Below are 19,328 nucleotides of genomic sequence, written 5' to 3' on the forward strand. Positions count from 1 at the left end.
ACTGCGATCACTGACCGTCCCAGGCGACCGCAGGCGACGGGATGCTCGCGGCTTTCCCAGGAGCGCGGCGCAGACCTTGCGTGGCGTTCCTGTCCACCTCGCCGCGCGAATCCAGCGCCACACGGTAGACCTCGCGGGCGACTTCCGCGCTCACATAGCCTTCGCGCACGTCCTCGGCCACCAGGTCGACGTCACGCTCCAACGGGTCACCGAAGCCGCCGCCGCCGCCCGACAGCATCTTGTAGGCGTCTCCGCGCTCCAGCCGCACATTGAAGATCTTGGCGTTCAGGTGGTCGGTCTTCCACTCGCCCTTGTGGCGCACCGCCAGGCCGTTGCCCATGGCATCGCCACCGCCCTCCAACCCCCAGGGCTTGCAATGCACCCGGTCGATGCGCGTGGTGACGGTGAACGGCGACAGCGCCTGCACCACCATCTCGGCGCCCAGCCCGCCACGGTACTTGCCGGCGCCGGCGCTGTCCCTGCGGATCTCGTACTTCTCCACGAGCACCGGGTACTTGGCTTCCAGCTGCTCGGTCGGGCTGTTGTGCGTGTCGCCATCGTTGATGCAGACGGTGACCGAGACGCCGTCCTCGGTGCTCTTGGCACCCCAGCCGCCGCCCAGCGGGCCAATGCCCACGATGAACAGTCTCCCATCCTCCGGCGAAATGCCGTGGATATTGGGGAACACCAGGTCGGCATGGTGGCCGGCAATGGAGCGGTCGGGAATGGCTGGTGCGAGTGCCTTGAAGATGGTGTCGATCACCGTCATCGGGAACGTCATCCACACCCGCATCGGGTATGGCCGCTCGGCACTGATCACCGTGCCCATCGGCATGACCACCTTGAGTGACCGGAAGCTGCCGTCGTTGACCGGGTAGTCGGTGGGCGTGGTCAGACACTTGTAGGCCACCTGCGCACAAGCGATGCCGGTCGTGAAGCCGGAGTTGTAGAAACCGCGCACCTGCTTGCTGACGTCCGACAGGTCCACGGTCATCTCGTCGCCCGCGACCGTCACCTTGACGCGGATCGGAATGCGCTTGCCGATCTCCAGGCCGTCGTCATCCATGAACGACTCGGCTTCATAGACTCCGTCTGGAATCGACAGCGTGTTCTTGCGTGCCACCGCTTCGGATGAATCCATGATCTGGCGGATCGAACCATTCACCGCCTCGGCGCCGTAGCGCTGCAGCAGTTCGACGTAGCGGCGCTCGCCGGTGGTGATGGCCGTGATCTGGGCACGCAGATCACCCAGGGCCCGCTCGGCCAGCCGCACATTCATCGCGATGATGTCGATCAGGTCCTGGTTGACCACGCCCTCGCGCTGATACTTCAGGATGGGGATCTGGATCCCTTCGCTGAAGATATCGGTGGTCACGTTGCCCAGCGTGCCGCCCACGTCCAGCCAGTGGGCCATGCAGCAGGTAAAGCCCTCCAGCTTGCCCTCGTGGAATATCGGCATCGTGAACGTGAAGTGGTTCAGATGGCTGCCCGTGGTGTACGCGTCGTTCGTGACGAGGATGTCGCCCGGCAGGATGTTCTCGTAGCCGAAGTGCTTGATCTTCGCCTTGACCGTCTCGGACATGCCGCGGATGAACATCGGCAGGCCCAGGCCGATCGAGACGGTGTCGCCCTCCTTGGTGAAAAGGCCGACCGTGAAGTCCAGCGCCTCGTAGATGATGAGGTTGTAGGCGGTGCGCGTGAGGTTGGTCTTCATCTCCTCCGTGACCGCGTACAGGCCGTTGCGGATGATCTCGACGGTGACCGGGTCGATCGGCTTGTCGTGCGGGTTGCTCATGTCCTGTCGCTCCCAATGGAAATTTGAAGGTTGCCCAGTTCGTCGACGTGCAGTTCATCGCCCGGCTGCACCACGGTGGTGGAGGCGTGCTCCTCGATCAGCGCGGGCCCTGCCACGACGTTGCCCGAGAGCAGCAGGTCGCGCTTGTAGACCGGCGTATCCGCCCAGCCTCCCGAACGGAAATACACCGGCTTGACGACGCGCAGGGCCGCCTTTTCGGGCTGCCCGGAGCCCGCCTCGACACTGTGCTTTGGCGGCTTCTTCATGGTGCCCAGCACCGTGACGCGCAGGCTCACCAGGTCAGCAGGTTCCTTCGGCGCAGAAGTGCCGTAGCGAACCTTGTGAAGTTCGTCGAACTGGCGCTTGATCGCCGAGCGGTCCTTGCTCTCGAAGAAGGCCATCGGGAGGTCGACGGTCACTGCGTGCTCCTGGCCGACATACCGCATGTCGGCGGCCCGCTCGATGACGATCCCGTCGGCTTTGACACCGGACTGCGCCAGCGCGGCGCGGCCTTCGTCTTCCATCCCCTGGTAGAGCGATTCGATCTCTTCGAACGACACGTCGTTGAGCTTGCGGAACACCGAGCGCACGTAGTCGTAGCGCAGATCGGAAAACAGCATGCCGTAGGCCGAGAAGTAGCCGGGAGCGAAGGGGATGAGCACCTTGCGAATGCCGATCTCGCGCGCAATGGCCGAAGCGTGCAGGGGCCCCGCACCGCCATAGACCACCATGGTGAAGCTGCCGGCATCAAGACCGCGCTCGGTGGTCACTGCCTTTACAGCGTGCGACATCTGCGTCACGGCGATGCGAAGGATGCCGTCGGCCGCCTCGGTCGGATCCAGCCCCAGCGGCCCGGCGACGCGCTCGCGCATCTGGCGTTCGCAGCCGGCCATGTCGAGTTTGAGTTCTCCGCCCAGGAAGTGGTCGGCGTCGAGCCGGCCCAGCAGCAGGTTGGCGTCGGTCACGGTGGGTTCGGTGCCGCCGCGGCCGTAGGCCACAGGACCGGGAATCGAGCCGGCGCTCTGGGGGCCGACGCGCAGTGCACTGCCGGTTTCTACGCGCGCAATGCTGCCGCCGCCGGTGCCCACTTCGTGGATGTCCATCATCGGGATCTGGATCGGCAGCGCGCGTTCGTAGCCACCGATCAACGCCGAGCCCGTCGTCAGGGGGCGCCCCTCGCTGATCACGCCGGCCTTGGCTGTCGTGCCACCCATGTCGAAGGCGATCGCATCCCCCATGCCGAGCTGGGCGCAGATGGCCTGCGCGCCGATGACGCCGGCCGCCGGGCCCGACTCCAGCATGCGCACGCAGTCTCGCCGGGCATGCTCGCTGGGAAAGAGCCCGCCGGTGGACTGCACGACGTAGAAGTCGCCCTCGAACCCGCCCTTGGCAAGGTGCTTCTCCAGTTCGCCGAGATAGGCCGACACGCGGGGGCCGACGTAGGCATTCGCCACGACGGTGGAGACGCGTTCGAACTCCCGGTACTCCTGGGAGAGTTCGTGCGAGGCACTCACGAACGCGCCCGGCAGTTCCTCCTGCAGGATCTGCTTGACGCGCTGCTCGTGCGCGGGGTTGCGATAGGAGTGCAGCAGCAGCACGGCCACCGCCTCGATGCCCTGTCCGCGCATTTCTCGCGCGAGTTCGCGCACGGCCGCCTCGTCGAGCGGCTTGTGCGTGCTCCCATCTGCGCGCAGCCTTTCCGCAACTTCGAAGCGCAAGGAGCGCTTGACCAGCGGCGTGTGCTTGTTGAAGAAAAGGTTGTACGCGTCCGGGCGATTGACGCGGCCGATCTCGTAGATGTCGCGGAACCCTTCGGTAATCAGCAGCGCTGTCTTGGCGCCGTTGCGCTCGAGCAGCGTGTTGATCGCGATGGTCGAGCCGTGCAGAAAAAGATTGCCGTTGTGCACGTCGATGTCTGCGCTGTCCAGCGTGTGCTGGATGCCGTCCACGAGTTGCCCGTGCGTGGACAGCGCCTTGCCGAACAGGAGCTTGCCGGAGACTTCATCGAAAGCCGCCATGTCGGTGAACGTGCCGCCGATGTCGACGGCTATGCGCAGCTTGGCGCTGACGGGAGGCACCGCCTGGGATTTGTTTGCCATGGTGATTTCGTGCGGTCAGGCCGCGGTACCGATGCGGTTCTGGAGAATGCCGAGGCCGGTGATTTCGACCTCGACCACATCGCCGTCCTTCATGTACACAGGCGGCGTGCGGCGGTCGCCCACGCCACCGGGCGTGCCGGTGGCAATCACGTCACCAGGGGACAGGGGGGTGAAGCGCGAGATGTATTCGATCAGCACCGGGATGGTGAAGATCAGGTCGGCAAGCGAAGCCTTCTGCATGACTTCGCCGTTGAGGCGCGTCTCGAGGGTCAACGCGTTGACGTCCGGGACTTCGTCGGCGGTCACGAGCCAGGGGCCCAGCGGACCGGTTCCGGGAAAGTTCTTGCCCGGCGTCCACTGATGCGTGTGGCGCTGCCAGTCGCGCACGGTGATGTCGTTGAAGCACGCGTAGCCGGCAACATGGTCGAAGGCTTGTGCCTGAGAGATCGCACGCCCCTCCTTGCCGATGACGACGGCGAGCTCGCCCTCCCAATCGAAGCGCTCCGAGAAAGACGGGCGATGCACGACGTCCCCGTTCGCGGCCAGTGAATCCGCGAAGCGCACGAACAGGGCGGGATATTCGCTGTCGTCGCGCTTGGTCTCAGCGACGTGGGTCTTGTAGTTCAGGCCGACGCAGATGAACTTCTGCGGGGTGGGAAGGACCGGCAGGGCCTGCGTCGCAGCGACCTGAATCGAAATACCACTGCTGATTGCGGCCTGTTCGAGCTCGCGTTGTGCGTTGGCGCGCAGCACTGCGGCGAGGTCCGGATAGCGGTTCAGAAAGTCGGCAGGGGGCTGCAGATAGCGGTCTGCCTGTGCCACTCCATAGGTGGCTCGTCCGTCGTGTTTGAAGCTGGCGAGTTTCAAGGTATCTCCTTGGGATGGATCTCTGCGGGTTTGGAATTTCGTTTGCTCTTGCGAAGCGCTGGAGCAAATGTAGAAATCGGCGAGCCATCCGCCTAGATAGAATTCAGGTGTTTCAGAATTGCCAATTTAGGCATGGCTATTAAGGGAAATCCCTATGAACATCGCAAGCGTCAGGCTCTTCCTCGACGTGGTCGAGGCCGGTAGCCTCAGCAAGGTGGCAGCACGCCGCCAGACGGTGCAATCGCATGTCAGTCGCCAGATCAGCGAGTTCGAAGCGGCACTGGGCGGCCCGCTCTTTCGCCGCACCGGCCGTGGTATGACCCTGACCGAACTGGGCGCAAGGGCTGCGGTGCGACTGCGCTCATGGCTGCAGGAAACGGAACGCCTTACAGAGGAACTGCGCACGGAGTCAGGCAAGCTGCTCGGTGAAGTCCGGATGGGCATCATTCCTTCAGGCGCACATCCACTGGTGACCCGGTTGTTCGAGCGGCTGCGCTCGGAGCACCCGGGCATCCGTCTCAACATTACCGAGTCTCAAGGCACTGAACTCGATACGCTGCTGGACAGCGGTGCTGTCGATATGGCGGTTCTCTTTCGCTTCAACCGACCGAGCGGCCGAGAGGAGAAGCTGTTGAGCGTCGCGCATACGTACCTGGTCTCTGCCCCTGGCGACGAGATCACGCGCGAGTCCACCGTGAACTTCTCTCGTCTGTCCGGACTGCAGTTGGTTCTTCCGCGCAGGCCCAGTCATTGGCGCGAAGCACTCGATGAGGCGGCACGCAGCCTCGGATTCAAGCTCGTATCCGTCGCCGAAGCGGACTCATTGACGGTGCAGAAGGAACTGGTGGCCCGGACGCCGGGTCTGTACTCGGTGCTCGGTCCGTACTCGATGACCGCCGAGCTGCAGAGTGGCCGTCTGCAAGCCAGCAAACTGGTGAAGCCCGACCTGGTCCGACATGTGACGTTGGCTTTTCCGAAGCAAGGCAAGCTCTCGCCGGCGAGCCGCGTTGTCGCGGAGTTGGTTCAGCAGCTGGTTGAAGCTTGGGGCGGCCAACTTACCGAACCGGCGACTGAAGGCAAATAGGTAGTCAGCTACCTGCCCAGGTTGCCTTCGGGATGAACATCGAGCAAGCCTCGACGACAAATGGTCGGGGTGTCTGCGGGGGCGGCATTCGCCTTGCCACGTCCAGCAAAGGCTCTGAGGCTCGGTCGGTTTGCGCAGTTGCCATCGCTGTTCCGACTGCAGTGATGCAGCCGCAACCAGGCCTATCGGACATCCGCCATGAAGGCCCTGGATGACTTCGGCTTTCCAGGCGGGACGAACTCTTCGACGACCCGACCCGCGCTCATTCGGATCACACGGTCCGCGACGTCGAAGTAGCGGTCGTCATGCGAAACCACGATCAGGGTCTTGCCCTCGCGCTTGAGTTCCGGCAGCAGCTCGCGATAGAAGACGCTGCGGAACTCCGGGTCCTGGTCCGCGGCCCATTCGTCGAACATGACCACCGGGCGGTCTTCCAGCCAGGCATGCACGAGCGCGAGGCGCTTGCGCTGGCCCGTCGAGACGTCCGTCGTGGAAAACTTGCCGTCGACGAGCTGGACCTTGTCCGCGACTCCCAGGCGGCGCATCAGTTCGCCGGCGGCCCGGATGTGCTCGGCATCCTGCGCAACCAGTTCATCGAACAGGTGGTAGTCGGAGAAGATGGCGGAGAAGAGCCCGCGATAGGCTTCGCGGCTGCGGTCGTTCACGGGCGCTGCGTCGAGCAGAAGCTGTCCTTCGCTCGGCTGGTAGAGGCCCAGGAGCAGCTTGACGAGCGTCGTCTTCCCGCTGCCGTTGCCGCCGACGATGAACAGCGTCTCGCCGCGCCGGAGCCTGAGGTCGATCGGCCCCACCTCGAAGGGTTTGGCGCCTTCCTGCCGCGCTTCGAAACGGTAGCGAGCCTGCCGCAGCTCGATGTGGCTCGCAAGAAATGCCGGCAGTGCGGAATCGACGGCGTGCGGCTCCTTCCGGAACTCCGCCGACAGGCGCGCGATCCGGCGGAAAGCCACCTGGGCCTGGCTCAGGAAAGGCAGCAGGGCGGCCAATTCCTCGATCGGTCCCTTGACGAAGAGCAGCACGATGATGAAGCCGCTGACGACCTGGGCATCGATTCCCAGCGACGGACGCGCGGCCAGGATCCACACGACGACCAGGAAGAAGATGGCCGAATTCGTACCTTCGGCGGCCCAGAACAGGCCGAGCGCCCGGGCCTTGAGCCGCGCGATGAGATCCGCCGCGCCCGACAGGCGCACGCCATGCACCTGGGCCCGGCGCATCCGGTTGAGCCGGAGCTCCTTGGCGCCCTCCACGACGCTGCGGTAGTGCTTCTGCAGTTCGTCCTCGCCGGTCCGGGCCTTCTCGAAGTTGCTGCTCCAGGCCCTTGCCGCGGCGAAATTGATCCAGACGCCCACGACCAGCGCGAGCGCGCTGACGAGGAAGAGAACGGGCGAGAGCTTGAACAGGTAGATCGCGCAGCCCGCCGTGACCGCGAAGGCCGAAGCATGGCCGGCGAACTCCGACGTGAAGTCGCTGATGGTGTCGATGTCCTCGTTGAGGATCGCCTGCAGCCGGTGGCTCTTCATGCGCTCGACGGCAGCGATCGGCGCGCCCATGATCCGCAGGGAGACGTCCTTGCGCAGGGCCGCGACCACCCGCTGGCCGGTGACGCTGTTGAGAACGCCTGCCACCGTATGCCCGCCCACGGCGAACACGGCCAGGACCGCGAGCCCGGCGATGGCGGAAACGGAAATGGCCGCACTGCCGTGCAGCGCTGAATTGATCTGCTCCAGCAGGGCGGCCGTGGCCAGGCCACCCACGCTGCCGATGAGCGTCGCGACCGCAGCGACACCGGCGAAGGGTTTCAGGAGACGCCACATGTCGGTGGCAAAAGGGGAAAGGCCCGCAGGCAAGGCATTCATCGGAGCAATGGAGTTCTGCCGCCGCGCATGCAACGGGCATGTCGGGCAGCGGCGCAGGCGAGCGATGACCCTGCGGTTGGACGATGACTTCAGGGCAGGTGCGTGCTGCGCGGCGCCTCGCGCCGCGCAGCTCACCGGCGAGCGTCAGTCGTCATCGCAGTCGTCGTCGTGCCTGTGGTGGTAGTAAGGGTCGGGGTCATGGTCGACGCGCAGGGCGACGGACGGCGGCTGATAGATGACCGGCGGAGCAACGACGACCCGCGGCACGACCGGATACACCGGCGCCGGGACCACGTAGGTCGGCGCGGGTTCATAGACCACGGCCGGCGGCCGGGGCGCCACGACCACATTCGGCGAACCGATGCCGATGGACCAGCTCACGCCAGCGGTCGCCGACCCCGCTGCCAGCAGCAAGAGCGCAGCCATTGCGGATGAGCACAGTCTTTTGCGTTGCGGGTTCTTCATGAAAAGTCCTTGCATTGAAGTCCTTGAGGTGTGACAGGAGGGGCGGACCTGCGTTTGCGGAAGCAGCAACGGCGTGCGGTTTCCGGGGCCCTGAAATTGATCCATGCCGCCATGCTGCCGATGCTTCATCGAAGTTCGGTGGGCGCAGCATCAAGGATTGGTCAAGCGGCCTTCTTTTCGAAAGCTCTGTAGCGCGACGTTGCGCCGTGAGCAGGCGAACGGCGCTTCGAACGGTGCTTACTCCCTCCCTCCCGGGAAGGAACGCTTATCCGCCAGTTGATCTGCTTCTCGCCGCGCTGGATCTTGGACGGGCCGACATAGACGTCGAACTGGGCCATCGTGCAATCACCAGGGACGGCAGTCCTCGCCGAAGACACGCACCCGGTCTACGAGTCCGTTATGGGCGGCAATCCACTCCGCAGCCGCGGTGTTTTTTTAATGGAACTAGACTTCCGCTCAAGGCCCCACCGCGACATCGGCTTGGGTCAGAATGCGGCCCGAACTCGGCGCTGGACGGCTATCGCAAGTTCGTGGACGAGTTCAGCACCCTGAAGCAACGCGGGCACGGCCACCTGTTGATCGTTGAACAGCTTCGGCCCGATCCGCACTCTCACCGTTGCGGTTGAAAGGCTGTTCGAGAGGTTCCCAGGGAGAGAATCGCCCAGTCTCGACGTTGCGCTGTCCGAGCGTCATCGTCCGCTCGAGTTCGGCGCAACGGGCAGTCGGGACCATCACAACCGCGACGCGATCGTTCTTCGTGACCTGCACGGGCTCGCGCTCGGCCTGGCCCTGGTCGTAGCCGAAGCGGTTCTTGGCATCGGTGGCACTGACTTGCATGATTGGACTCGGGTGAGAGTGATGAGGCATTGTGGCTATCTTCAGGAAGAATGCCTTGGACTGGAGGCAATGCTGCGTAGACGACCGAGAAGCTCATGCCAGGACATGCGTGTTCGCGGCGGCGCCAAACGTCCGGTTCATTGCACTTGAGGCGATCCATCGCGGATATCGAGTGCTGGAACCTTTGAAAATGCTTCGGCGATGAAATCCGTGAATACGCGTCAACAGGCAAAGGCAGTTGTTGCCTCGATCGCTTCGACGGGCGGGCCGTGCAAAGGGAACAGAGGTCGGCTCTTTGGCGTGGCGCTGGCGGCCGATGCTCTTGAAGAAGTCCGCTAGACCCGCGTTTAGCGGGGCACCCCGTCACGGTCGGTGTCGTTTGTCGCGCCATCAGATTCGTCAAGGGCCTCAGTGAGAACTTCTCGGGCCTTGCCCTCGATTGCATCGAAGATCTCAGGCGCGACCTCATCCGCGTAGCGCTTTCGCTTTTTGTTGGAGATCGTACCGTCGTTGTTCAGCGCAATCGATACAAGCGTTGCCAGCGTCGAACCACGCAGGTCGTACTGGTCGTCAATGTGCTTGCGCACCGCGTCGAAATGAACGATGAAGTTCGTCTCGTTGCGCAACTCGACCTCCAGTGCTTCGCGCGCCATGCTCAGGCCGAATTCCACACAGCGCGTGGCATCCCAGAAACGAAAGATCGTGTCGTCACACTTGAAGGTGAATTCAAAGTCGCCCTCGCCGGCCGCCTTGGCGTTGACCAGCGCGCGCGCCGGACGCGAGAAGTCTTGTAGGACGCTCAGATACTGTGACTCATGACGCTTCATGGCCACGGAAACTGGGAGGAGCATGCCGTCGGGCAATTGACCGGACTGGCATAGGACCTTGTGAAAGAGAAAGCGGGAAAGGCGCCCGTTGCCATCCATGAATGGGTGCAAGTAGACAAAACCGAAAGAGGCAATGCTGGCGGCCATCAGTGGATCCAGATGCTTCGCTGTGTCGTTAGCGAAACGTGACCACGCATCCATCAGCTTCGGCAGATCATCAGGCCGTGGAGGCACGAAGGTCACGCCCAGCGCACCACGGCCGCCGTCGCTCAGCCAGTTCTGCTCCGTCCGGTACTGAACCGCCTGGTTGTAAGGATTGGAGACGATCGAGGCCTGCAACTCCACCAGATATTGCTCGTCAAGGGAGCGCGGCTCGTGCGCCTGATGCAGCAGGCGGATGAATGCGCGCGCCTTGTCTTCCGACGGCGCCTCTTTCTCTATCGCGTAGCTGTCTTGGGTTTCGTGCAGATACGCCCAGGTCAACGTGCGATCAAGGAGTTCGCGGTTGAGGGAGGCGACGAATTCACGAGTGGCCCCCAGCACATCAAAGTCCAGCGCGTTCTTGATCGCCGGCGTGCGCTCCACTGTGACGCAGTAGTCCCAGGTTCCGAGACCGTTGAAATCGACTCGCCATCGAGAGTCGCGGTCGGTGCCGCCTGTGTAGTAACGACCCTCGTCGAACAAATCAACATAGCCCGCAGTGATGACCGGCTGGGCCACCACCTGGTCGCCGGTGAAGTGTTCCCACGTGCTGCAGAGCATTCGCACGTATTGTCCATTGGGAGTCGCCGCAAGCGCCGCGGCCAGGTCGGCGCGGGCGAGGTGCTTGGATGCGCCCGCAAGCACCTGCAGGTTCACTCCCTCATGCTTGAGGGCAAAGAGCAGGTGCGCTACCAGATCGCCGGCGGCCGGCACCATGGCGGCCGGCACACCAAGTGCGTCCGCCGATGACATGATGCGCGTGACCGGTTTGACCAAAGCGGGACGGCGCACTTCGAAGATGGGCAGGTCCAGGCTTGACCGCACATACTCGTAACCCACGTAGGCCATTATTTTCCTAAGTGTTACAGGATTTCTTGCATTTTAGGCCTTGGGCCTCAGAATTTTGTCATTCCGCCGGCGCTTGGCCCAATGCCACGCCGGAATGTCCAGGGACTCGATCATCCGCTCGACAGAGTGCTTGCCGGTGAGGTGCGGCACGTTGGCGAACTTGTCCGCGTGGATGACTCCCTCCTCATCCATGGCGAACTCCCAGACAGGGAACGTCTCCAGTTCGGCGGCCGTGAGTTCATCGACGGCTTGCGTGTGGCGAGGGTAGGGGGCATGGGCTGCAGTTTCAGATCGAAATCGATGGGCGAAAAACGCATTCGTGTGGCTTCTGCCTTCGCGCGAAGTCCCGGGGACGCCGCGATGCCGCGCGATACATTGCAACCATGGAAAAGTCTGTGAAACGCGCCAAGCCGCTGCGGGACGTTCGCTACTTCGAGAGTCCCGAGCACCTGCGGCCCGGTTCTCCCATGCCGGGCTACGCGGGCGAGCTCTTCAAGCTCCCGAAGGGCGCGATCGCCCTGGGGCAGCGCATCGGCAGAAAGTGCGAGGAACTCGGCATATCGCTCGGGGATGCCGACCACCTGTATGTCTGCCTCACGCCCTGCATCCCTGAGGCCAGCCTGCTGCACACCGACTACGCCCTGGAGCGATGGCACAGGTTTGTCATGGTCGGACTGGCCAGCGACCACAGCGATCGCCCGCCGGGCGAGCAGTTGTCAGTGGTTCAGAGCGCGACCTTCGGGGCGATCGCGGCGCTGGCAACAAGGGGTGTGGAGTTGCTGCCCCTGCTGCGGCAAGAGATGGCCAGCAAAGGCAACGCGCTGCGGGTGACGCTGCGGACCAGGGAAACGAAGAAATACCGCATACGCGTGGAGCAGGACATTCCGGTCCATCCCGCGCCGAGCCGGGTGTTCGCACGCATCGAGGAACGCGCCACTTCGCGCGCTCTGGAGGTCCAGGTCGCGCAGGTCCGGTTCCATGACGATGCTCCCAGCCTGGTCGACCGGCTGTCCATCGTGGACGAGGTGTTGACGATCCATCCTCGCAAGTCCTTCCGGGCGGAGCTCATCGGTCGCGACTACGAGCTTCCGCTGAAGGTCAATCTGCGGGAGCTTGTCGAACCTGGCGGAGGCTGAGGCCCTTGCGCCGCGACTGGAGCCGGTGCGGCGCGCAGACGCCTTCCTCGCCGATGGGGCGACCGGAGGCCGAGTTCACGCCCGGGCAGGTTTGCCTGCCGCTTGCCGGCGGTTGAGCGCCAGGTTGGCCGTCACCATGGCCGCGAGCAGGGTGACCAGCCACGAGAAGTACACCCACAGCAGGAACATGGGAAGAACCGCGAAGGCTCCATACAGGGCCTTGTATGTCGGGATCTTGACCAGGTAGGCGGTGAAGCCCCGCTTGCCGAGTTCGAAAACCATGCTGGCGATCAAGCCGCCCGCGAAGGCATCGCGCAGCCGGACCTTGGTGTTCGGCACGAGGTAGAACATGCTGGTCAGCATCACGACGCCGAGCAGGAACGGCCCGAGGTCGAGCACGAACGCGAGCGACGGCGGCAGCGCGCCGATCAGGCCCATGGAAATGCCCAGCAGGTACGACGTCGCCCACAGGCTCAAGCCGAGGGCGGGCGGGCCGATCGCCAGCATCAGCAGGTACAGGCCGACCCTTTTGAAGAACGGCCGGTTCCTGCGCACCTTCCACATCTGGTTCAGTGCGTTCTCCACCGTCAGCAGCATCGCGATGGCGGTGCCCAGCAGGAAGAGCGAGCCCACCCAGGTCATGCCGCTTGCATTCGCGGCGAACTGGTTCAGGTACTTCAGCACCGTGCGCGCGATGTCCGTGGGAAGAAGCCTCCTCAGCAAGAACTCCTGAAGCGCGTCCTGGAACCGCGAGAAGACCGGGAATCGCGTGAAGAGCGCAAAGCTCGTCGCGAACAGGGGCACGATCGACAGCAAGGTGGTGAACGCAAGGCTTCCGGCGACCTGGGGCAAGCGCTCCTTCCGGGCGCGGTCGATGGTCAGGCTGATCAGGGCAAACATGTATCGCTGGGAGAAGAGAGGAGGAGTCGACCGGTGTCGCGGCGGCAAGAGCGGCCATCGCTGGGGCCGCTTGTGACCGGCAGACGATAACAGCGGCCATCAGGTGCTCCAGGCGGCGCTGTTGTCGGGCCATCCGAGGGCTTTCGACCCTTCCGGAAATGCTGCAGGCCAAACAGAATGGACCATGCCGCGCCCTTCCGATCCTTCGCCGACGCGACCCGCGCAACGCCACCCCGTGCTGCGGCTGCTGATCATCCTTGCCTGGGTGGTGCCGGCCGGCCCGGTCCTCACACTCGTCCTGTATCCCTTCTGGTCATGGTGGGAGGCCACCACGGGCTGGGAGTCCGTCGGCCATTCGGGGCCTGCGGACTGGTGCTACCTGGCGACATGGGCGGTATTGCTTGCCGTGGCCTGTCTGGTGCCGCTGGTTGCACGTCGCAGGGCCGGCTGATGGTGTAGAAGGTGTAGAAGAGGCCGGCGTTCCACCACATTCTTTCGATGGCTACCGATGGCTGCTGATTTCCACCTCCACAGGGCGATCCTGATCGCCATCACTGCCGGTCTGGCCGCGCTCGCCAGCGGCGCGAAGGCCGCGGGTCCCGCCGACGGTGCTTCACGCCCGGAGTCGCCGGCGGTGACACCGGCCAGATCCTGCAGCTTCGGTGCCTTCGTCGCCGAGACCGACCCGGCCGGACTCAACGTCCGCGAGGCGCCGAGCACTGCGGCCAGGGTCTTGGGCAGGCTCCCGCCGACCTTCGTCGAGCCTGCGATGAACTACGGTGTCCGCGTCGAGGTCGAGGTCATCGGCGTGCGCGACGGCTGGTTCCTGATTCGCAACGCCAAGGACAACGCCGATCTCACCGGTCGTCCGGCGCGGCCGATGTACAGCGGCAGGGGATGGGTCGGCGGCAGCAAGCTCACCGTGAAGTCCCAGGCGGATGCGGGCCGCGCGCGACCGGCCCGGGCCGCGGCGGTCCACCTGCGCGTGGGCGACGGCGAAACCTTCGATGGCGACAACTTCATCGAAGCCGCCCGCCTGAGCGACTGCGAGGGCGAATGGGCGCAAGTCGAGTTCGCGGATCAGCGCTTCCCCGCCCAGGATCGCGCCACGCTGAAGGTCGAACCCGCTGCGCGCGCGGGCCTGCCGTCGGGTCGTTTCCGCGTCTGGGTGGATCGCCTCTGTGGCATCCAGGAAACCAGTTGCTCCTGACCCGTTCGATCCGGGCGCCTCGCCCTGTGGCGTTCTCGCGAGTGAGTGCGTCCCGCTCAGCTCGGGCTTGCCATTGTGCCCGTAGCAGGCCTTGAGGGCTGTGTAGTCGCAGTGGTGCGCCGTAGCGCCGTGTTGATTTCCATGGATCCTGACCCGGCGGGGGGCGGCATGAAAACCAGTCCAAGTTTTCGTCCGCACCCCCTGCCGAAGGCTCGACTCAGATTCCGCTAATCACTGCATCGAGCGCGGCCACGAAGTCGCTGGCTTGAGATCGCAGGTTGCCCTGGACAGAGCCCAGATCCTTGACTCGAAAGGGTGCAGCCAGATGGGGCAATGCCACCAGCATCGCTCCGTTCCAGCCGATGGTCGGACAGAGGGACCGCGGCATCGCCGCCGGCATGTGGGCACGCAGCGCCAACGGCATCACGAGGCGGGTCGGGAGCTTGTCGAGGATCTCGCTCTGGATGTCCACCATCCAGGGAATCTCGCCGCGCTGGGTCTTGGACGGGTTGGCATAGACGTCGAACTGGGCCATCGTGCAATCACCAGGGACGGTAGTCCTCGCCGAAAACACCCACGCGCTCGACAAGCTCGTTCTGGGCTGCAATCCACTCCGCATAGGTTTCGTTGAATTCGCGCTTGCGCTGGCCGAGCGTCTTCGTCCGTTCGATTGCCTCGAGCTCGGCGTAACGGGCTGCCGAGACCATCACAACTGCGACGCGGTCGTTCTTCATGACCTGCACGGGCTCGCGCTCGGCTTGACCCAGGTAGTAGCCGAAGCGGTTCTTGGCATCGGTGGCACTGACTTGCATGATTGGACTCGGGTGAGAGTGATTAGCCATTTTAGCTATTCTTCAGCAGGAATGCCCTGGCATTCCCATGGAGTCAACGCACCGAAGAGTTGCTGCTTCATCGCTGGCAATCCTGGAATTTCCCTCGGAGCCAATGTCATCCCCTGCACGGGCCGGCTGGCCGAGGTCGAGGGGTTCGAGCGCGAGGCCGGCGAGCTGGTGCGGGCCTTCCTCGAGGCGCATCGCGGCGAGCTGCGCTGCGACCTGGACCTGGGGCTGGCCACCACTGGCGCACGATCGATCCTGACTAGCTCGAGGAGCTGGTCCGGCGTCGATGCGTTCGATTTGTCGCAATTTCACCAGTTTGCTGCATTTCAGCGGTTGCTGAAATCTTGAATTTTGATGAAATTCCCTTGATGATTTCACCAAAAATGGTATTTTCAGCGGATGCTGAAAATCGATGATTCGGTGAAACATGTCGAGCGCCAGGCTGCTGCTGCCCTTCGCCTGCTCCTAGAACAAGTGCCAGCTATCCAGCTTCTGGACATCGAGCACGAAACGCTGAGCCCCGATCACGGGGTCGATATCGTGGCGCACTTCGAGGTGTACGGCAGGCGACAGGCGTTGGTCTGCGAAGTGAGGTCCAGTGGCCAGCCGCGCCACGTCCGCCTCGCGCTGCTGCAACTGCGCGACTACGTGATGAATCAAGCAAAGGATGCCGTGCCCGTCTTCATCGCACCCTACCTGTCGCCTGAAGCCCAGGCGCTGTGCCGCGAGCACGAGGTGGGCTACCTTGACCTGGAAGGTAACGCGAGGTTGGCTTTCGACAGCGTTTTCATCGAGCGCCAGGTTGCGAGCAAGCCTGCTGTGGAGCGGCGTGAACTCAGGTCGCTTTTCAAGCCGAAGTCCGCCCAGGTGTTGCGCGTGATGCTTCGGGATCCGCAGCGTGCATGGCGCGTTACGGAGCTTGCAGAGGCCGCCGAGGTCAGTCTGGGGCATGTGAGCAATGTGCGCGTTGGCTTGTTGGACCGCGAGTGGGCGCAAGTCTCCAGCGAAGGCCTGTACCTGTCCGAGCCCGACGCGCTTCTCGATGAATGGCGCGACGCCTACGAGCCGCCAGTCGGCCGGCGTATGAGTTTCTACACGACGTTGCACGGCAGTTCGTTCGAGGAGGCTGCGCGGCGAGTGATGAGTTCGCAGCATGCAACGGGACTTTTGGCAATGGCGTCCTTCTCGGCGGCGCACTGGCTTGCTCCGTATGGCCGCACCGGCACGCAGTACTTCTATGCGGACGATGCTGGTCTGGAACATCTGCGGTCGGGCCTGAAGCTGTCTTCCGCCTCGAAGGGCGAGAACGTGACGGTGACCTTGCTCAAAGACCTCGGTGTATTCCGCGATACGGTTGAGCCGGCACCTGGCGTCACCTGCACCAGTCCCGTCCAGACCTACCTGGATCTCGCAGCAGCCGGCGAGCGGGGGCGGGAGGCGGCCGATCATCTACGACAAGAAAGGTTGAAATGGCAGAAGTGACCCCAGGCGAGCCACAGTCCGCCGCCGACTACGACGACCGCACGACGGCGGCCGTCAAAACGGTGTTGCTCGAAATCGGCCAGATCCTCGGAAGTTTCAAGGGCAAGTTCGCCATCGTCGGCGGTGCCGTCCCGTGGCTGCTGCTTGGCAATGAGGACATGCCGCACGTCGGCACGCTCGATGTGGATCTCGGGCTAGATGCCGAGGCCTTGGGTGACGGCGAATACGCCACGCTGGTCGAGGCTCTGCAGGGGCACGGCTACCAGCAGCGTCATGACCTTCGGCGTTTTCAGCTCGTGCGCCAGATCGCGACTGAAGATGGCGGTGCCCCGATCGACATCGTTGTCGACTTTCTGATGCCTCGCAATGCCGAGATCATCAAGAACGTGCCGCCGTTGATCAGCGACTTCGCGGTGCAACGAGCGGACGGCGCTGATCTGGCCCTTCGCTTCTATCAACTGGTGGCGATCACCGGATCGATGCCCGCCGGCGGTACGAACCGCGTCGAGATCGCAGTTAGTTCGATACCGGCCCTTCTGGCCATGAAGGGGCATGCGATCGAGGGGCGCTACAAGCAGAAAGACGCCTACGACATCTACTACTGTGTCCGGAACTATCCCGGAGGGCCGTAATAGTCCGCCCAAGGCCGTCATTGACGGCTGGGCGTTTTAGGACGTGACGTCTGCAACGTGCTGGAGCAGGCCGAACCCCACGCGCCATGCACGGCCATCGCAGTGCACGGTGGCCGTGCGCTGATTCAGGCGCACGATCTGTCCAACGTGACGCTTGAGGCTCTGGTCCGGGAAGCTGACGCGCTGGCCGATCTGGAAGTCCTGCTTGCCGTTGATCTCCGGCGGCGGCCGCAGCGGCGCTACAGACGCCGGCGAGGATGACGTGGCGGTCGATCCATTCGGCTGCTCTTCGGCCGGGACGATGGCGGCGTACAGTACGCTGAAGCGCTGATTGGTGAGTTCGTCGATAAGAGTGGCCTGACGGTCCTTCATGGCCACGATGCGGGCTTCGCGCAGCTTGCCCGTACCCCAATCCCAGTACTGCACCAGTTGGCCCATGTGCAGCTGCGAGCGTGCCTGCACGATGCGTCTTGGGTCAGCCATGAGTTGCTCGATGACCCAACTGAGCTGGTACAGCTCGGCGTTGGTGGCCATGGGGAGATCTTCGATCTGCTTGACACGCATGCTGGCGATTTTGCCAGCGGCGATGCGCTCAGGCAGCGAGCTTTTCAGTCCTGGCGAACTCGCTGGCGACCACCCACGGCAGCAGTTCGTCGATGCGGTTGATTGGGTGGTCAGCGATACGGTCGAGCACGTGGCGCAGGTAGGCTTGCGGATCAATGCCGACGAGCTTGGCCGAACCGATCAAGGTGTAGATCACTGCCGCGCTGTGCCCGCCGTTGTCGGAACCGAGATGCAGGTAGTTCTTGCGCCCGATCGCAACGCCTCGCAGCGCGCGCTCGGCCGCGTTGTTGTGCGCTTCGATCCGCCCGTCGTCGACGAAGCGCGTCAGCGCGGTCCAGTTGCTCAGCGAGTATCCGATCGCCAACGCCATCGGCGACTTCGCTGAGACCTGCGACAGCGCTGCGTTGAACCACTCCTTCAGTTCGCCCAGCATCGCAGCGGTGCGTTCCTGGCGAACCCGCATTCGCTCGTGTGGCGGCTTGCCTCGGATCTCGGCTTCCACACCGAAGACCTTGCCAATGCGCTGTAGCGCCTGGTGCGCCAGCGTTCCGCCGAGCTTGTGTTGGCGATCGTGGATGTCCCACACCTTGCGGCGTGCATGACTCCAGCAAGCCGCCTCGACCACCCGGCCGTCTTCGTACAGCGGGTGGTAGCCGGCGAAGGCATCGGCCTGCAGAATCCCCTTGAAGTGCCGCAGGTGGCGCACCGGATGTTCGCCCCTGCGGTTTGCCGAGTACTGGAACCACACGGCCGGCGGCGCCGTGTCGCCGCTGGGTCGGTCGTCCCTCACGTACACCCACAGGCGTCCGGTACGCGCCTTGGCCCCCGCGCCGCCGAGCACGCGGATTGGCGTGTCGTCGCCATGGATCTTGTCGGCCGCCAGTACGTAGCGGCCAATGGCTTCGGCCAGCGGACTTAACAGGCGTGCCGCTTGGGCCACCCAGTCCGCCAGTGTCGAGCGCTGCAGCTCCACACCTTCACGCACGTAGATCTGGCACAGCCGATACAAGGGTGTGTGATCGCAATACTTGCTCACCAGCACGTGTGTGAGCAGTCCGGTGCCGGCCATGCAGCGATCGATGGGGCGGCTCGGCGCTGGCGCCTGGGTGATCGTGCTGCAGCTCGCGCAGGCGAGCTTGGGCCGAACGTGGCGCACGACATGGAAGCTGCCCGGCTCGTAGTCGAGTACCTCCGAGACGTCCTGGCCGATCTCGCGAAGGCCACGGCCGCAGGCCTGGCAGTTGCACCCGCTGTGCGGCGTATGCATCACGGTGCGTCTCGGCAAGTGCTCCGGCAGATCACGCACCCCGGTGCGCTCGCGGGCCTGCCGCTTCTTGCGACCTTGCTCGATGGGCGTGACGTTAGAAGGCTGTTCACCCTCTTCGGTACTCCCGGCTTGCTCCGCCGATGCCACTGCCGGTTGCGTGAGATGCCCACCCACGAGCTCAAGTTGAGCGTGTTCAAGCTGCTCACTGGAGCGGCCGTACTTCATGCGACGCAAATACGCCACCTCGACCTTGAGCTTCTCGACGGTGAGCAGCGCGATCTTCAGTGCCTCCTTCGAACGCTCCACTTCGCCGCTGAGCATGGCGTTGGTAGCAAGCAGTTCCTGCGAGGTCATCGGTGCGACTGTGCTCGCCGGCGCCAACTCCCGCCACAGTAGTTGC

General features: G+C 63.9%; 19 protein-coding genes and 2 pseudogenes. 7 read left to right on the forward strand and 14 right to left on the reverse strand.

Annotated features, from left to right (window positions below; all coding sequences use genetic code 11):
* Positions 1-7: 7 nt before the first annotated feature.
* Genes ACAM57_RS33665 through ACAM57_RS33675 form a run of 3 tightly spaced genes read right to left on the reverse strand, consistent with a single transcriptional unit; the run spans position 8 to position 4,761 of the window.
* Positions 8-1,795, reverse strand: coding sequence for a hydantoinase B/oxoprolinase family protein (locus ACAM57_RS33665; protein ID WP_369662543.1), 1,788 nt, complete (start codon positions 1,793-1,795; stop codon positions 8-10).
* Entirely contained in the window at positions 1,792-3,894 is a 2,103-nt protein-coding gene (locus ACAM57_RS33670; protein ID WP_369662544.1) for a hydantoinase/oxoprolinase family protein, read from the reverse strand. Before ACAM57_RS33670 ends, ACAM57_RS33665 begins: the two co-directional genes overlap by 4 nt.
* 15 nt (positions 3,895-3,909) lie before the next feature.
* Positions 3,910-4,761 carry a fumarylacetoacetate hydrolase family protein gene (locus tag ACAM57_RS33675; RefSeq protein ID WP_369662545.1) on the reverse strand — a complete coding sequence of 284 codons (852 nt, stop codon included), beginning with the start codon at positions 4,759-4,761 and terminating at the stop codon, positions 3,910-3,912.
* A gap of 154 nt (positions 4,762-4,915) precedes the next feature.
* On the opposite strand from ACAM57_RS33675, the gene ACAM57_RS33680 reads away from it, so the two are divergent.
* The gene (locus ACAM57_RS33680; RefSeq protein ID WP_369662546.1) at positions 4,916-5,845 is read left to right on the forward strand and encodes a LysR family transcriptional regulator; all 930 of its coding nucleotides are present in this window, start codon (positions 4,916-4,918) and stop codon (positions 5,843-5,845) included.
* A gap of 182 nt (positions 5,846-6,027) precedes the next feature.
* On the opposite strand, the gene ACAM57_RS33685 is transcribed toward ACAM57_RS33680, so the two are convergent.
* From ACAM57_RS33685 to ACAM57_RS33710, 6 genes and pseudogenes are all read right to left on the reverse strand, one after another.
* Positions 6,028-7,752 (reverse strand): cyclic peptide export ABC transporter, encoded by a 1,725-nt coding sequence (locus tag ACAM57_RS33685; protein WP_369662547.1) that lies wholly within the window; start codon positions 7,750-7,752, stop codon positions 6,028-6,030.
* Positions 7,753-7,863: 111 nt separating this feature from the next.
* A complete protein-coding gene (locus ACAM57_RS33690; RefSeq protein WP_369662548.1) occupies positions 7,864-8,184 on the reverse strand; it encodes a hypothetical protein in 321 nt (106 codons plus the stop codon).
* A 161-nt stretch (positions 8,185-8,345) separates the two neighbouring features.
* Positions 8,346-8,522: a hypothetical protein gene (locus ACAM57_RS33695; RefSeq protein WP_369662549.1), complete on the reverse strand. Its 177-nt coding sequence runs from the start codon at positions 8,520-8,522 to the stop codon at positions 8,346-8,348.
* Positions 8,523-8,724: 202 nt separating this feature from the next.
* Positions 8,725-9,021 carry a hypothetical protein gene (locus ACAM57_RS33700; RefSeq protein WP_369662550.1) on the reverse strand — a complete coding sequence of 99 codons (297 nt, stop codon included), beginning with the start codon at positions 9,019-9,021 and terminating at the stop codon, positions 8,725-8,727.
* A 347-nt stretch (positions 9,022-9,368) separates the two neighbouring features.
* Positions 9,369-10,898 carry a Fic family protein gene (locus ACAM57_RS33705; RefSeq protein ID WP_369662551.1) on the reverse strand — a complete coding sequence of 510 codons (1,530 nt, stop codon included), beginning with the start codon at positions 10,896-10,898 and terminating at the stop codon, positions 9,369-9,371.
* Between the two features lie 87 nt (positions 10,899-10,985).
* A pseudogene (locus ACAM57_RS33710) lies at positions 10,986-11,075 on the reverse strand (NmrA/HSCARG family protein); the annotation flags it as partial.
* 206 nt (positions 11,076-11,281) lie between these two features.
* On the opposite strand from ACAM57_RS33710, the gene ACAM57_RS33715 reads away from it, so the two are divergent.
* Positions 11,282-12,034, forward strand: a complete 753-nt coding sequence (locus ACAM57_RS33715; RefSeq protein ID WP_369662552.1) for a hypothetical protein — start codon at positions 11,282-11,284, stop codon at positions 12,032-12,034.
* A gap of 75 nt (positions 12,035-12,109) precedes the next feature.
* On the opposite strand, the gene ACAM57_RS33720 is transcribed toward ACAM57_RS33715, so the two are convergent.
* A complete protein-coding gene (locus ACAM57_RS33720) occupies positions 12,110-12,934 on the reverse strand; it encodes a YihY family inner membrane protein (RefSeq protein ID WP_369662553.1) in 825 nt (274 codons plus the stop codon).
* Between the two features lie 184 nt (positions 12,935-13,118).
* Between ACAM57_RS33720 and ACAM57_RS33725 the strand changes: the two genes are divergently transcribed.
* A complete protein-coding gene (locus ACAM57_RS33725) occupies positions 13,119-13,385 on the forward strand; it encodes a hypothetical protein (protein WP_369662554.1) in 267 nt (88 codons plus the stop codon).
* Positions 13,386-13,442: 57 nt separating this feature from the next.
* Positions 13,443-14,144 (forward strand): SH3 domain-containing protein, encoded by a 702-nt coding sequence (locus ACAM57_RS33730; RefSeq protein WP_369662555.1) that lies wholly within the window; start codon positions 13,443-13,445, stop codon positions 14,142-14,144.
* A gap of 217 nt (positions 14,145-14,361) precedes the next feature.
* Here ACAM57_RS33730 and ACAM57_RS33735 read toward each other — a convergent pair whose 3' ends face one another.
* Complete coding sequence (locus tag ACAM57_RS33735) at positions 14,362-14,679, reverse strand: CcdB family protein (RefSeq protein ID WP_184642815.1); 318 nt, start codon at positions 14,677-14,679, stop codon at positions 14,362-14,364.
* Positions 14,680-14,686: 7 nt separating this feature from the next.
* Complete coding sequence (locus ACAM57_RS33740) at positions 14,687-14,956, reverse strand: type II toxin-antitoxin system prevent-host-death family antitoxin (RefSeq protein ID WP_369662556.1); 270 nt, start codon at positions 14,954-14,956, stop codon at positions 14,687-14,689.
* Between the two features lie 51 nt (positions 14,957-15,007).
* On the opposite strand from ACAM57_RS33740, the gene ACAM57_RS33745 reads away from it, so the two are divergent.
* The 3 genes and pseudogenes from ACAM57_RS33745 to ACAM57_RS33755 form a co-directional block, all read left to right on the forward strand.
* Positions 15,008-15,331 carry a hypothetical protein gene (locus ACAM57_RS33745; protein WP_369662557.1) on the forward strand — a complete coding sequence of 108 codons (324 nt, stop codon included), beginning with the start codon at positions 15,008-15,010 and terminating at the stop codon, positions 15,329-15,331.
* Positions 15,332-15,382: 51 nt separating this feature from the next.
* Positions 15,383-16,465 carry a type IV toxin-antitoxin system AbiEi family antitoxin gene (locus ACAM57_RS33750; protein ID WP_369662558.1) on the forward strand — a complete coding sequence of 361 codons (1,083 nt, stop codon included), beginning with the start codon at positions 15,383-15,385 and terminating at the stop codon, positions 16,463-16,465.
* A pseudogene (locus ACAM57_RS33755) lies at positions 16,453-17,085 on the forward strand (hypothetical protein); the annotation flags it as partial. The gene ACAM57_RS33750 and the pseudogene ACAM57_RS33755, both read left to right, overlap by 13 nt.
* 48 nt (positions 17,086-17,133) lie before the next feature.
* Here ACAM57_RS33755 and ACAM57_RS33760 read toward each other — a convergent pair.
* Positions 17,134-17,631 (reverse strand): hypothetical protein, encoded by a 498-nt coding sequence (locus ACAM57_RS33760; RefSeq protein WP_369661883.1) that lies wholly within the window; start codon positions 17,629-17,631, stop codon positions 17,134-17,136.
* A gap of 58 nt (positions 17,632-17,689) precedes the next feature.
* The gene (locus ACAM57_RS33765; RefSeq protein WP_369661884.1) at positions 17,690-19,282 is read right to left on the reverse strand and encodes an IS66 family transposase; all 1,593 of its coding nucleotides are present in this window, start codon (positions 19,280-19,282) and stop codon (positions 17,690-17,692) included.
* Positions 19,283-19,328 lie beyond the last annotated feature (46 nt).

The sequence above is a fragment of the Variovorax sp. V15 genome, from assembly GCF_041154425.1.
GTDB classification, from domain to species: Bacteria; Pseudomonadota; Gammaproteobacteria; order Burkholderiales; family Burkholderiaceae_C; genus Variovorax; species Variovorax guangxiensis.

Coding starts and splice junctions, on each gene's coding strand:
- ACAM57_RS33665 (WP_369662543.1), bottom strand. CDS start 1,795: ATGAGCAACCCGCACGACAAGCCGATCGACCCGGTCACCGTCGAGATC.
- ACAM57_RS33670 (WP_369662544.1), bottom strand. CDS start 3,894: ATGGCAAACAAATCCCAGGCGGTGCCTCCCGTCAGCGCCAAGCTGCGC.
- ACAM57_RS33680 (WP_369662546.1), top strand. CDS start 4,916: ATGAACATCGCAAGCGTCAGGCTCTTCCTCGACGTGGTCGAGGCCGGT.
- ACAM57_RS33690 (WP_369662548.1), bottom strand. CDS start 8,184: ATGAAGAACCCGCAACGCAAAAGACTGTGCTCATCCGCAATGGCTGCG.
- ACAM57_RS33695 (WP_369662549.1), bottom strand. CDS start 8,522: ATGGCCCAGTTCGACGTCTATGTCGGCCCGTCCAAGATCCAGCGCGGC.
- ACAM57_RS33700 (WP_369662550.1), bottom strand. CDS start 9,021: ATGCAAGTCAGTGCCACCGATGCCAAGAACCGCTTCGGCTACGACCAG.
- ACAM57_RS33705 (WP_369662551.1), bottom strand. CDS start 10,898: ATGGCCTACGTGGGTTACGAGTATGTGCGGTCAAGCCTGGACCTGCCC.
- ACAM57_RS33715 (WP_369662552.1), top strand. CDS start 11,282: ATGGAAAAGTCTGTGAAACGCGCCAAGCCGCTGCGGGACGTTCGCTAC.
- ACAM57_RS33720 (WP_369662553.1), bottom strand. CDS start 12,934: ATGTTTGCCCTGATCAGCCTGACCATCGACCGCGCCCGGAAGGAGCGC.
- ACAM57_RS33725 (WP_369662554.1), top strand. CDS start 13,119: ATGCCGCGCCCTTCCGATCCTTCGCCGACGCGACCCGCGCAACGCCAC.
- ACAM57_RS33730 (WP_369662555.1), top strand. CDS start 13,443: ATGGCTGCTGATTTCCACCTCCACAGGGCGATCCTGATCGCCATCACT.
- ACAM57_RS33735 (WP_184642815.1), bottom strand. CDS start 14,679: ATGGCCCAGTTCGACGTCTATGCCAACCCGTCCAAGACCCAGCGCGGC.
- ACAM57_RS33740 (WP_369662556.1), bottom strand. CDS start 14,956: ATGCAAGTCAGTGCCACCGATGCCAAGAACCGCTTCGGCTACTACCTG.
- ACAM57_RS33745 (WP_369662557.1), top strand. CDS start 15,008: ATGCCCTGGCATTCCCATGGAGTCAACGCACCGAAGAGTTGCTGCTTC.
- ACAM57_RS33750 (WP_369662558.1), top strand. CDS start 15,383: ATGCTGAAAATCGATGATTCGGTGAAACATGTCGAGCGCCAGGCTGCT.
- ACAM57_RS33760 (WP_369661883.1), bottom strand. CDS start 17,631: ATGGCCACCAACGCCGAGCTGTACCAGCTCAGTTGGGTCATCGAGCAA.
- ACAM57_RS33765 (WP_369661884.1), bottom strand. CDS start 19,282: ATGACCTCGCAGGAACTGCTTGCTACCAACGCCATGCTCAGCGGCGAA.